At 70.7% G+C, this 11156-nt stretch carries 11 protein-coding genes and 1 pseudogene; 6 read left to right on the top strand and 6 right to left on the bottom strand.

What is annotated here, in order from left to right:
- The 3 genes and pseudogenes from FPZ12_RS28350 to FPZ12_RS28340 all read right to left on the bottom strand — a co-directional run.
- A pseudogene (locus tag FPZ12_RS28350) lies at positions 1–304 on the bottom strand (hypothetical protein); the annotation flags it as partial.
- Between the two features lie 74 nt (positions 305–378).
- The gene (locus FPZ12_RS28345; RefSeq protein WP_243770071.1) at positions 379–1158 is read right to left on the bottom strand and encodes an SDR family NAD(P)-dependent oxidoreductase; all 780 of its coding nucleotides are present in this window, start codon (positions 1156–1158) and stop codon (positions 379–381) included.
- Between the two features lie 23 nt (positions 1159–1181).
- On the bottom strand, positions 1182–2039 hold the full coding sequence (locus tag FPZ12_RS28340) for an enoyl-CoA hydratase/isomerase family protein (protein WP_144757995.1): 858 nt from the start codon (positions 2037–2039) through the stop codon (positions 1182–1184).
- Between the two features lie 58 nt (positions 2040–2097).
- Between FPZ12_RS28340 and FPZ12_RS28335 the strand changes: the two genes are divergently transcribed.
- Complete coding sequence (locus tag FPZ12_RS28335; protein ID WP_144757994.1) at positions 2098–3048, top strand: TIGR03621 family F420-dependent LLM class oxidoreductase; 951 nt, start codon at positions 2098–2100, stop codon at positions 3046–3048.
- On the opposite strand, the gene FPZ12_RS28330 is transcribed toward FPZ12_RS28335, so the two are convergent.
- Genes FPZ12_RS28330 through FPZ12_RS28320 form a run of 3 tightly spaced genes read right to left on the bottom strand, consistent with a single transcriptional unit; the run spans position 3035 to position 5495 of the window.
- Positions 3035–3856 (bottom strand): SDR family NAD(P)-dependent oxidoreductase, encoded by an 822-nt coding sequence (locus tag FPZ12_RS28330; protein ID WP_144757993.1) that lies wholly within the window; start codon positions 3854–3856, stop codon positions 3035–3037. The genes FPZ12_RS28335 and FPZ12_RS28330 overlap by 14 nt on opposite strands.
- The gene (locus FPZ12_RS28325) at positions 3853–4740 is read right to left on the bottom strand and encodes an LLM class F420-dependent oxidoreductase (RefSeq protein ID WP_144757992.1); all 888 of its coding nucleotides are present in this window, start codon (positions 4738–4740) and stop codon (positions 3853–3855) included. The genes FPZ12_RS28330 and FPZ12_RS28325 overlap by 4 nt, the downstream gene beginning before the upstream one ends.
- Positions 4741–4754: 14 nt before the next feature.
- The gene (locus FPZ12_RS28320) at positions 4755–5495 is read right to left on the bottom strand and encodes an SDR family NAD(P)-dependent oxidoreductase (protein WP_144757991.1); all 741 of its coding nucleotides are present in this window, start codon (positions 5493–5495) and stop codon (positions 4755–4757) included.
- A gap of 97 nt (positions 5496–5592) precedes the next feature.
- Here FPZ12_RS28320 and FPZ12_RS28315 point away from each other — a divergent pair, with 97 nt between their 5' ends.
- The 5 genes from FPZ12_RS28315 to FPZ12_RS28295 all read left to right on the top strand — a co-directional run bounded on the left by FPZ12_RS28315 (position 5593) and on the right by FPZ12_RS28295 (position 11149).
- A complete protein-coding gene (locus tag FPZ12_RS28315) occupies positions 5593–7056 on the top strand; it encodes an aldehyde dehydrogenase family protein (RefSeq protein WP_208026046.1) in 1464 nt (487 codons plus the stop codon).
- Positions 7053–7961 (top strand): sucrase ferredoxin, encoded by a 909-nt coding sequence (locus tag FPZ12_RS28310; protein ID WP_144757989.1) that lies wholly within the window; start codon positions 7053–7055, stop codon positions 7959–7961. The genes FPZ12_RS28315 and FPZ12_RS28310 overlap by 4 nt, the downstream gene beginning before the upstream one ends.
- A gap of 22 nt (positions 7962–7983) precedes the next feature.
- The gene (locus FPZ12_RS28305; protein ID WP_243770070.1) at positions 7984–8409 is read left to right on the top strand and encodes an MmcQ/YjbR family DNA-binding protein; all 426 of its coding nucleotides are present in this window, start codon (positions 7984–7986) and stop codon (positions 8407–8409) included.
- A gap of 246 nt (positions 8410–8655) precedes the next feature.
- On the top strand, positions 8656–9360 hold the full coding sequence (locus FPZ12_RS28300; RefSeq protein WP_144757988.1) for a DUF6313 family protein: 705 nt from the start codon (positions 8656–8658) through the stop codon (positions 9358–9360).
- Positions 9347–11149 carry a PstS family phosphate ABC transporter substrate-binding protein gene (locus FPZ12_RS28295; RefSeq protein WP_144757987.1) on the top strand — a complete coding sequence of 601 codons (1803 nt, stop codon included), beginning with the start codon at positions 9347–9349 and terminating at the stop codon, positions 11147–11149. The genes FPZ12_RS28300 and FPZ12_RS28295 overlap by 14 nt, the downstream gene beginning before the upstream one ends.
- Positions 11150–11156 lie beyond the last annotated feature (7 nt).

Here is an 11156-nt window from a genome sequence, read left to right as displayed (position 1 = left end):
GGTCGAGGGTGGGCAGCTGGTCGCTCATGGGGAGCTTGTCGCGGTGCTCCTCGATCAGGCCGCTCACGTCGTCGCCCTCGAGCGGCACCGGGAACCCCGGGAACGGGCCGGTCACGGCTATGCACGAGGAAAACCGGTCCGCGTCGCCGAAGACCTCGACGGCCTCGTCGTAGCCGGTCACCATGAGCACGTCGTGGTGGTCCTCGCGGTGCACGGGGCATCGCGCGCGCAACGCTTCGTAATAGGGGTAGGGATCGGCGACGAACGCGTCATCCCGGAAGAAGTCCTTGTCGAAGTCGTGCACCGTGGCTCCCGAATCTGTGTGATAACGCTATTCTCGCGAAAGATTAACGTCGTTCTGATCGCTCGTGCAAGAACTCAGGTGTTGCGCCCGCCGTTCACGCCGATCACCTGCCCCGTCACGTATCCGGCCTCGTCCGAGACCAGGAACGAGCACGCCGCGGCGATGTCCCCGGGCCGCCCGGGCCGGCGCACCGGGGTGAGGCCGGCGTGGTGGTCCACCGTCCCGCCGAGCAGCCCGCGTTCCTCGGACTCGCGCAGCATCGGGGTGTCCACGAACCCCGGCGGGATGGTGTTGACCGTGATGCCCTCGGGCCCCAGTTCGAGTGCCAGCGCCTTGGTGAACCCGATCAGCCCGGCCTTGGAGGCCACGTAGTGGGTCATGTACTGCTGCCCGGACTGCGCGCTGGAGGAGGAGATGTTCACGATCCGGCCCCAGCCCGCCGCGACCATGTCCGGCACGACCTCCTGGGTGCAGGAGAACGGGCCGGTGAGGTTGACCGCGAGCATCCGCTCCCACAGTTCGGGCTTGATGTTGAGGAACCTCTTGTACCCGGTCATTCCCGCGTTGTTCACCAGGACCAGCACCGGTCCCAGCGCTTCGCGGACGCGGCCCACCGCGTCGGCGACCTGCGCGCGGTCCGATACGTTCACTCCGCCGACGGGCAGCGCTTCGTGCCCCTTCGTCCGGATCTCCTCCGCGACCTGTTGCGCCGCTTCGGAGTTGAGATCGAGCACGGCGACGGCGAACCCGTCTTCGGCCAGCCGGTGCGAGATCGCCCGCCCGATCCCGGAGCCGCCCCCGGTGACCAGCGCCGCGCGCAGCCCCATCGCGACCCGGTCTGGGATGCCTGTCATGGTCGGCCTTTCGGTCGGAGGGTTCATCGGGCCCACGGTTGGGCGTCCCAGGCGCGGTCCAGGGGTTCCATGCCGCCGCCGAACGGGAAGAACTGGCGCTGCGCATAGGTTTCGCGGGCGACACCGTGGCAGGCCTCGTTGAGGAAGGCACGTTTGAGTTCCTGGGTGAACAGCTGGCGGGTGTAGCGCAGGACCAGCGGCGGGCGCTTGGCCAGTTCGTGCGCGATTTCCCAGGCACGGTCGAGCAGTTTGTCCTTGGGCAGCACTTCGGCCACCGCGCCCCATTCCTTCGCTTCGTGCGCGCCGAGTTTCTTGCCGGTCAGCAACAGGTAGCGGCCGCGGTTGTGCCCGCACAGGAAGCTCCAGATGATGTGCTGCCCGTCGCCGGGCACCTGGCCGCGGGGGAAATGGGACACGTCCTGGAAGTACGCGTCCTCCGAGGCGAGCACGATGTCGCCCATCAGCGGGATCTCGGAGTGGATGTTGCACGGCCCGTTCACCGCGCTGATCATCGGCACGTCCACGTCGAGCACGTTGAACTGCAGGTTCCGGTTGTACCAGGCCTTTTCGTCCAGTTTCCACAGCCCGCGCTCGCCGGGCATCGCCTGGTACACCGGCTCCTCGGGCGGTTCGCCGTTGGGCAGCAGACCCCAGTCCGCGTTGTAGTTCTCGCCGGTGCCGGTGTGGATCAGCACCTTGATCTCGCGGTCCCCGGCCACGTCGGCGAAGGCGTCGGCCATGTCGTCGTGCGACTTCCAATCCCAGACGAGGCTGCCGCCCTCGGTGTGGCACTGCATGAACAGGATGCCGTCCTCGGTCAGCTCGAACTTGTAGTTCGCGTAGGCGTTCGCGTACTCGCTGAACCTGGTGCGCTTGACCATCCGTGCCCCTTCGCCGTGAGAATGCCATTCTCTCGAAGGGAGATGATATTCTCAAGAGGTGACGGGCAAGCGGCCGTTCCGGTTCGGGGTCCAGGCCACCAAGGCGGCGTCCGCCGCGCGGTGGCGGGAGTTCGCCCGCCAGGCCGAGAATCTCGGGTACGGCACGTTGTTCGCGGCCGACCACTACCTGGGCCGTGGCCCGGCGAGCCGCGCCGCGAGGCAGCCCCCGCAGCACCTCGCGCCGATCGCCGCGCTGGCCGCGGCGGCCGCGGTCACCACCACGCTGCGGATCGGCTGCCGGGTGTTCTGCGTGGACTACCACGTGCCGGCGGTGCTGGCGAAGGAAATTGCCACGCTCGACCTGCTGTCGGACGGGCGCCTGGAATTCGGCGTCGGCGCGGGGTGGAGCGAGCCGGAGTACCGGGCGATCGGGCTGGAATTCGCGCCGGCCGCCCGCCGGGTCACCAAGCTCGAAGAGGTGGTGGCGCTGGTGAAGGCGCACTGCTCGGGCGAGGAACTGGCGCGCAAGGGCGAGTGCGTGAACGTCACCGGGTACGCCGGGCTGCCGCTGCCGGTGCAGCGCCCGCATCCGCCGGTCATGATCGGCGGCGCCCGGCGGCGGGTGCTTTCACTGGCCGCCCGCGAGGCCGACATCGTGAGTATCTCCAATGTCCCGTTCACCGCCGACGCCGCGCGCGAAGCGTTGCGGCGCCTGGGTTTCGTGCGTGACGCGGCGGGGGATAGGTTCGCCGGGCTGGACATCGAAAGCTCGCCCTTCTTCACCGAGGTGACGGACGAACCGGATGCCGCGCTCGAGCGGGTGGCGTCGCTGATGGGCGTCTCGCCGGACGTGGTGCGGGAGCATCCGAACGTGCTGATCGGGTCCGTCGCCGCGATCGTGGACCAGGTGCAGGCCCGGCGCGAGACGTTCGGCGTGAACTACGTGACGGTGCAGCAGGCGCAGCTGGAGCGGTTCGCGCCGGTGGTCGCCGCGCTCACCGGCCGTTGAGCAGGCCCGCGGGTGGCTGGGTGGACCAGCCGGAGCCGGGCCAGTTCGTCCAGCCGGAGGAGGCGAACGTGCCGCCGTCGGGATGCAGCGTCGTGCCGGTGAGGAAACCCGACAGCGCCGAGGCAAGGAACACGGCGCAGCCCGAGACATCGGCGGGCACGCCCGCGCGGCCCATCGGGATCGTCGCGCGCACCGCGGCGGGTTCGGCGGCCGGGCGGCCGAACCGGGTCATGGCGGGGGTCGGCACGTAGTCCGGGGCGATGTTGTTGACCCGGATCCCGTCACGGGCCACCTCCACCGCCAGCGAGCGCGCGAACTGCTCGACGGCGGCCTTGGCCGCGGAGTACACGGCGAAACCCGGTGCCGCGCGGTGCGCTTCGATCGTGGTGATGTTGATGATGCTGCCGCCACCCCGCATCCTCGGGACGGCCAGCGAGCACGCGTGCAGGACGTGCAGGAGGTTGGTGCGCAGCAAGGTGTCCCAGCCCTTGGGGTTCGTGTCGGTGAAGGCGGCGCGGAAGGTGCCGCCGACGATGTTGACCAGCGTGTCGAGCCTGCCCCAGCGTTCGCCGGTTTCGTCGAAGAACGCTTGCAGGACACCGGGATCCCTGGCATCGCCCTGGCGGACGAGCGCGTCACCGAGTTCGCCGCCGAGTGCGTCCACGGCGGCCTGGTCGAGGTCCAGGACCGCGACCCGCACCCCGTTGGCGGCGAAGTCCTTCGAGATCGCCCGGCCGAGCCCGCCCGCGCCCCCGGTGAACACGGCGACGGTGCCTTCGAGCCCGGCGCGTTCCGCGAACCAGTTCATGACAGGTACGTCGAGCCGAACGCGTCGAGGAACTCGAGCGTGGCCGAAGCCGAACGCGTCCCGCTGGACACGACGACCCACGTCGCGCCGGCCTTTTCGATCTCTGCCAGCGCTTCGCGGTGCCGGTCGGGTTCCAGCGCGGGGGAGTGGAGGCCTTCGCCCTGATAGGAGTAGAGCACGTCGAGCTGCCGGCCCGCCTCCTCCCGTAGCCCGGTGATGGTGCGCGCGAGGTCGTCCAGCGAACCGAGTGAAGGGGTACGGGCGGTGGTGCTCAGCTGGGCGCCGCCGGACATCGGCATCCAGCCCTGCGCCCGCTCGGCGGCGCGGCGCCGGCTCAGCTTCGAGTTCCCGCCGATCCACACCGGGATCGGGTCCTGCACCGGGCGCGGCCGCGCCATGACGTCACGGGCGCTGAAATGCCTTCCCTCGTAACTGAACGGCTCTCCCTTCCAGTGCAGGGGAAGGACGTCCAGCGTCTCGTCGAACAGGGCGTTGCGCTCGGCCATGTCCACGCCGAGCGCGTAGAACTCGCTCTTCTGGTAGCCGGTGCCCAGGCCCAGGATGAGCCGCCCGCCGGAGAGCTTGTCCAAAGTGGACGCCGATTTCGCCAGCAGCAGCGGGTTCCGGTACGGGGCGACCGCCAGGTAGGTCAGCAGCCGGAGCCGCGTCGTCACGGCGGCCGCGAAACCGAGCGCCACGAACGGATCCAGCGTCTGGTGACCGCCGGAACGAAGCCAGCGCGCGCCCGGAACCGGATGCTCGCTGAGCGAGAACCCGTCGAACCCGGCGCGTTCGGCCGCCGCGGCGATCCCGGGGACCGGCCCGGCGTCGGTGACGTCGCCGTCCGGGCCGGGCAGTTCGGGGTAATGGAAGAGGAAGCGCATCGTCACCTCGGGTGTCAGCGGGCGACGTAGCCGCCGTCGACCGGGATCGCGGTCCCGGTGACGAACGAGCTTTCGTCGCTGGCCAGGAACAACGCGGCGGCGGCCAGTTCGCCGGGCAGGCCCCAGCGGGCCATCGGCTGTGGCGGGATCAGGTCCGGGGGCGGCGGCTCGCCGGTGCCGCCGCCGGCCAGCCCGGTCCACGTCATCCCCGGGCAGAGGGCGTTGACCCGCACGCCTTTCTTCGCGAAGTCGAGGGCGGCGGACTTGGTCAGCTGCACCACCCCGCCCTTCGCCGCGGCGTAGCCGGCCAGCCCTTTCCAGCCGACCAGCGCCGAGGCCGAGGCGGTGTTGATCACCGAACCGCCGCCGGTTTCGAGCATCGCCGGGATGCCGTGCTTGAGGCCGAGGAAGACGCCCTTGAGGTTGACCGCGATCAGCGAGTCGAAGGTGTCCTCGTCCAGTTCGGTCACCGGCCCGCGCGGCCCGCCGAACCCGGCGTTGTTGACCAGGACGTCGAGCCTGCCGAACTCGCCGACGGCCGCGGCGATCATGTCCGCCACGTCGGCGGAATCGGAGACGTCGGTGTGCACGGCGACGGCGTCGCCGATCTCGGCGGCGGTCTCCTTCTCGCGGCCGCTGATGTCCGCGCAGACGACTTTCGCGCCCTCGCGGGCGAACAGCACCGCGGCGGCCTTGCCGATGCCGGAGCCGGCCCCGGTGACGACCGCGACCTTGCCGGTGAGCCGAGCAGCCATGCACCCACAATAGAGCGTGCATCTCACTTTTGGGAAATAACATTCTCGTCTAGGGTTCTCGGTGATGGAAGAGCCCGCGCCCCGAGGAGGAGAGACGATGCACGAAGACCCGGTGCCGCTCGGGACCGGCGGCCGCCTGCTCATCGGCGGCGACCTGGTGCCCACCGGGCGGACGTTCGCTTCGGTGAACCCGGCCACCGGCGAGGTGGTGGGCGAGGCCCCGGACGCGACGCCGGTGGAGGCCGAAGCGGCGATCACCGCCGCGCGCCGGGCGTTCGACGGCTCCGGCTGGGCGACCGACACCGAGTTGCGCGTCCGCTGCCTGGACCAGCTTTACCAGGCGCTGACCGGAAACCTGGAGCAACTGCGGGAGCTGACGATCGCCGAGACGGGCTCCCCGCGGCAGCTGACGCACGGCGCGCAGCTCGACGAACCGATCGAGCTGGTGCGCTACTACGGCGAGCTGCTCGGGAAGTATCCGATGTCCGAGGATCTCGGCGAAGTGGACTACGCGGGGCAGCGGCACAAGCGGTGGGTGGAGAAGGAAGCCGCCGGGGTGGTGGCCGCGATCATCCCGTACAACTTCCCGGTCCAGCTCGCGCTGGCGAAACTCGCGCCCGCGCTCGCGGCCGGATGCACGGTGGTGCTCAAGGGCGCGCCGGACACGCCGCTGGTCGCGGTCGCGCTGGGGGAGCTGATCGCCGCGCACACGGACATCCCCGCCGGGGTGGTCAACGTCGTGACCTCGGCCGACGTCGCCGTGGGCGAGGTGCTCACCACCCATCCGGCCGTCGACGTGGTCAGCTTCACCGGGTCCACGGCCACCGGGCGCCGCATTCTCGCGGCCGCCAGCGCCACGGTGAAGCGGGTTTTCCTGGAGCTGGGCGGGAAATCGGCGTTGATCGTACTCGATGACGCCGACCCCAAGGGCGCCGCGATGTACGCCGCCTTCGGTATCTGCCTCCACGCCGGGCAGGGGTGCGCGCTCAACTCGCGGATCCTCGTGCCGAAGTCCCGGCACGACGAATTGGCCGGGCTGGTCGCGAAATACCTGGGCAAGGTGCCCTACGGCGATCCCTCCGATCCGAAAACCTATATGGGGCCGCTGATCAGTGCACGGCAACGGGACAAAGTGGACGGTATGGTCCGCCGCGCCGTCGACGCCGGGGCGAAGCTCGTGACCGGCGGGGAGCGGGTGGATCCCGGGTTCTTCTACACCCCGACGCTGCTGGCCGGGGTGGACCCGGACAGCGAACTGGCGCAGGAGGAGGTCTTCGGGCCGGTGCTGGCGATGATCCCGTACGAAGACGAGGACGACGCCGTCCGCATCGCCAACAACTCCGTGTACGGGCTTTCCGGCGCCATCCAGGGTGACGAGGAGCGGGCGCTGGCGCTGGCGCGGCGGATCCGCACCGGCACGTTCAGCATCAACGGCGGCAACTACTTCTTCGCCGACACGCCGTTCGGCGGGTACAAGCAGTCCGGGATCGGGCGGGAGAAGGGGGTCGCCGGGCTGGAGGAGTTCCTGGAGACCAAGACCTTCGGCACGGTGGCCGGATGAGGGTCCGGCGCGAGTGCGCGGCGGTCCGGTTCGCGGGCCGGGAGCCGGTGTTCGCGACGGCGCCCGAGCGGGCGTCGGGGTGGTTGCTGGTGGAGCACCCGGGGCCGTGGCCGCCGGTGGGGCCGCCTCATGGCGTGCCGCCCGATTTCTGGGCGGCCGCGGGCGAAGCCGGGCTGCGCACGTTGTGCATCCGCCCGGTGCGGCGCCGGCGTTCCTCGCCGGTGACGGTGTTCGCGGCGGGTCCGGCCGGCGGGTGGCTGGAGCGCGCGGTGATCGGCGATCTCCGTGAGCTGGCCGGGCTCGACCTGGAGGCGCTCGCGGCCGGCAGGCCGCCGGGGTTCGGTACGCGCGGCGCCGGGAAGGTGGTGCTGGTGTGCACGCATGGCCGCCGGGACGTGTGCTGCGCGCGGCTCGGCAGGCCGCTCGCGGAACGGCTCGACGAGCGGCTGCCGGGGCTGGTCTGGGAGGCGACGCACGTCGGCGGGCACCGGTATGCCGCGAATGTCGTGACGGTGCCGGACGGGCGTTTCCACGGTGGGCTCACCGCCGCCGACGCCGCGGAGTTCGCGGCGGCTGTGCGGGATGGCCGCGTGCTCACCGGGTTTCTGCGCGGCCGGGCCGGGCTTCGCGTCCCGGTCCAGGCGGCCGAACACTTCACACGAGTCCGGTTCGGACTGTCCGGAGTGGACGATGTGATCCCGGTGGGCGACGAGGTTCTCGGCGACGACGGCGCGGTCCGCGTGCGGCTGTCGCTGGCCGATGGTTCCCCGTGCACGGTCGACGTCCGCCCCCGTCCGCTGGGCAAGGTGCGCCCGGCCTCCTGCGCGGGCGCGGTGACGGCGCCGCGCACTTTCGACCTGCTCGCCTTGCGCGGTGGGGCGCCGGGTGGGCAGCGCGCCGGTTGACTTCCCGGATTACGCTGGGTTCGTGCCGGACGCAGCGGAGCGGCCCGCCCGGGTCGAGGATGTGCATGAACTCGCGCTGGCGATGCCGCATGTGACGATCGTGCGCGGCTCCGCGGAGAATCCGGTGTACCAGGTGGGTGGGAAGTCGTTCGTGTTCTTCCGCACCCCGCGGCCGGACGCGGTCGACCCGGAGACGGGGGAGCGGTACCCGGACGTGATCGTGTTCTGGGTCGGCTCCGAGGCGGACAAACTGGCCCTGGTCCAGGACGAGGGCTCGCCCTTCTTCACGACCCCGCATTTCGACGGGCATCCCTCGGTGCTGGTGCGCGCCTGCCGGCTCGGTGAGCTGAGCCGTGCGGAACTGGCGGAAGTCGTTCAGGACGCGTGGCTCTCGCGCGCGTCGGCTCGCCGGGCGAAGGCGTGGTTGGAGGCGCATCCACCGGCGTGACTTCGGGTGCATGGGACTCGGTGGCTGCATGGGCGGGTGGCGGGGTGTTTTCGGTGCCGTGACCCGGTAACCGGGTGATTCGGGGCCGCCGCGCACGGCGAAAGTGTGCCAGGCCGCCTAAACGGGGAAACTACGGCTTGCCGTGCGGTGAATTCCCGGCGCCGGGCCGGTCCACTTTCCCCGGCGGGCTTCGAAAAGACCTGTGACTTCCGGTAGCTTGCCGGGGGTGAGGGGTCGGCGCGGCACGTGACGAGACCGGACGACGTGGCCGAGCCGGACGACATCGACCCGCCGCCACGCGAATCCCTGCGGGCCCTGTTCCGCCGCCGCCGGCGCGGACTCGGCCGCTACCACGGCATCCAGTACTGGCTGCGCGTGCGCGGCTACTACATCCTCGCCGGTTTCGCCGCCCTGTTCCTCGCGAACGCGCTCGTGATCGGCGGCCGCGAAGCCTATGACGTGAGCGTGCAGATCGACTCGCCGTGGAGCACCGGCGTCCCGGCGCTCGCGCTTCCCCTGTCGCTCTCCGGTTGGCTCGTCGTCACCGGCTTCGCGGGCGCCGTGGCCGGGTACGTGGTCAGCGAAGTGTCCGACAACCGCAACATCCGCCGGATGCGCGGCGGCGCGGACACCCGGCGCATCACGCACATCCCGCTGCTGAGCCGCCTTCAGTATCGCAAGCACGGCTTCGAAATCCCGCAGCTGTTCGCGCTCCGGTTCGCGCTGCGCCACGAACTCGACTGGCGGCTGGCCCAGGATCACTGGGAGATCATCGTCGAGAAGTTCCTGCACGCCGGCGAACCCGACCGCAGCAAGGGGCCCCGGCAGGTCATGTGGGAGGCCGTGCTGGAGGCCTCCTACGTGCTGGACGAGATGTCCGGCCGGTGCCCGGAATGCGCCGCCGCCCAGGGAGCCCCGACGGGAGGAGCCGCCGCCGATGCCGTCCGATGACGAGAAAACGCAGCTGACGAGGGCCCTTTACCGGGCGGCGTACCCGGAGGAGGACGGCGCCGGGATCGACGAGAAGGTGACGGTCGCCGCGCGCCGGATCAGCCTCGCCAAGGAGGCCGATCCCTCGACGGCGGCGGGCGCGCGGCGCGTGCCCGACACGGTCGTCCACCGCGCGGCCCCCGTGCGACGCCGCCGCAGGCACCGGCGGCTCCTGGTCGCCGGGCTCGCGGTGCTCGCGATCGTGGTGGTAGTCCTGGGAATCACGCAACGGCAGTGGGTCGCGGAGGCCGCGATCAGCCCGGTCGGCACCACCGGCACCTCGATCGTCACGGCGCTGGCGGCCGTGGCCACCGTGGCCAGCAACGTGCGTTCCCGCCGCAGGCGGATCCTGTCCTGCCGCGTGCGCATCGACACCCCGTTCGACGTGGACAAAGGGGAGGCGCTGCGGCTCGAGGGCGAGCACGCCGCGGTGGCCGACCCCGGGTTCGTGGTGGTGCGCATCAAGAACGCCGGGGGCGTGGAGATCGAGCCGGACGACTACGTGTCGCCGCTTGCACTGCATTTTCCGGGCCGCACGGTCGTTTCCGTCGACGCCACCGAGTCCGAGCCCGTCGAACTGCAACGGGTCGTCACCAAGATGCCCGACTTCACGATCGAGCCGGAGCGCGTGAAGCTGCCGATGCTCAGGCTCGGCGAGGAGGACTCGTACAAGCTCGTCGTCGTGCTCTCCGGCACGCGGCCCGGCGAACAGCACGAGGTCACCGTGGAGGGCGCGCTCCGCGAAGGCGCCATCACCACCACCGAGGGCCGCGAGAAGATCCGGCCGGCCACTTTGCTGTGGGGCGGGCTGACCGCGGTCTGCGCCGGCGTACTCGCGGTTGTGTTGCTGCTCAACAACGTCACGCCCTTCACCAAGCTTCCGGAGGGCGTGGTGTGCGTACCCGGTGAGATCGCCGTGGAAGGGTCGAGCGCGTTCGGCCGGGCGGCCACGGAACTGGCCGGCTCGTACCACGCCTATTGCCCGCAAGCTTCGGTGAAGGTGCGCACGCCGGGCAGCCTGGAGGGCCTCCGGCGGCTCGCCGACAACGACAACCGCGGCGGGCAGCTCGCGCTGTCGGACGGCCGGTTCGACGACCCGCAGTTCGCCCAGCTGGTGCCGCAGCCCCTGGCCATCGTTCCGTTCACGTTCGTCGCGAGCGCCAACGTCCCGGTGAACGACCTGTCCCTCGAAGACGCGCGGCGCATCTTCACCGGCACCGCCCGCACCTGGAGCGATATCACCGGGAATCCGCGTGACGCCGGGGAAATCCGCGTCGTGGGCCGGACGACGTCCTCGGGCACGCGGCAGGCACTCGAACAGTACGTACTGAGTGCGCCCGGCGTACCGCGGAAGCAGGCGCAGTCCACTTCGGACTCCTGCCGTGAGCGGAACGCCGGTGTCGCCCCGAACCTGCCGATCGTGTGCGAGCAGGGCTCCACCGCGAACCTGACCGACCAGATCGCCAGCCAGGACGACGCGATCGGCTACGCGGACGTGTCCGACGTCGAGCAGGCGGCCAACGTGAAGCAGATCAGCCTGGACGGCCGCGCCGCGACGCTGGACGACATCCGCGCGGGCTACCCGTTCTGGACGGTCGAGTACCTCTACAGCCGGGGCTGGCCGGAACCGGAGTCACTGCCCGCCGCCTTCAAGGACTACCTGTTCACCCGGGAAGGCCGGGCCACCATGGCGGGCTTCCAGTACTACGCCTGCGCGGAGGACCTGGAGGTGCTCTGCGGACGGCGCTGAGAAGTCC

It is taken from the genome of Amycolatopsis acidicola (genome assembly GCF_007713735.2).
Taxonomy (GTDB): domain Bacteria; phylum Actinomycetota; class Actinomycetes; order Mycobacteriales; family Pseudonocardiaceae; genus Amycolatopsis_E; species Amycolatopsis_E acidicola.
The sequence above is the reverse complement of the archived record's forward strand: the minus strand, read 5'-3'. Positions and strand labels throughout refer to the sequence as shown.

Coding starts and splice junctions, on each gene's coding strand:
- FPZ12_RS28345 (WP_243770071.1), bottom strand. CDS start 1,158: ATGACAGGCATCCCAGACCGGGTCGCGATGGGGCTGCGCGCGGCGCTG.
- FPZ12_RS28340 (WP_144757995.1), bottom strand. CDS start 2,039: ATGGTCAAGCGCACCAGGTTCAGCGAGTACGCGAACGCCTACGCGAAC.
- FPZ12_RS28330 (WP_144757993.1), bottom strand. CDS start 3,856: ATGAACTGGTTCGCGGAACGCGCCGGGCTCGAAGGCACCGTCGCCGTG.
- FPZ12_RS28325 (WP_144757992.1), bottom strand. CDS start 4,740: ATGCGCTTCCTCTTCCATTACCCCGAACTGCCCGGCCCGGACGGCGAC.
- FPZ12_RS28320 (WP_144757991.1), bottom strand. CDS start 5,495: ATGGCTGCTCGGCTCACCGGCAAGGTCGCGGTCGTCACCGGGGCCGGC.
- FPZ12_RS28315 (WP_208026046.1), top strand. CDS start 5,593: ATGCACGAAGACCCGGTGCCGCTCGGGACCGGCGGCCGCCTGCTCATC.
- FPZ12_RS28310 (WP_144757989.1), top strand. CDS start 7,053: ATGAGGGTCCGGCGCGAGTGCGCGGCGGTCCGGTTCGCGGGCCGGGAG.
- FPZ12_RS28295 (WP_144757987.1), top strand. CDS start 9,347: ATGCCGTCCGATGACGAGAAAACGCAGCTGACGAGGGCCCTTTACCGG.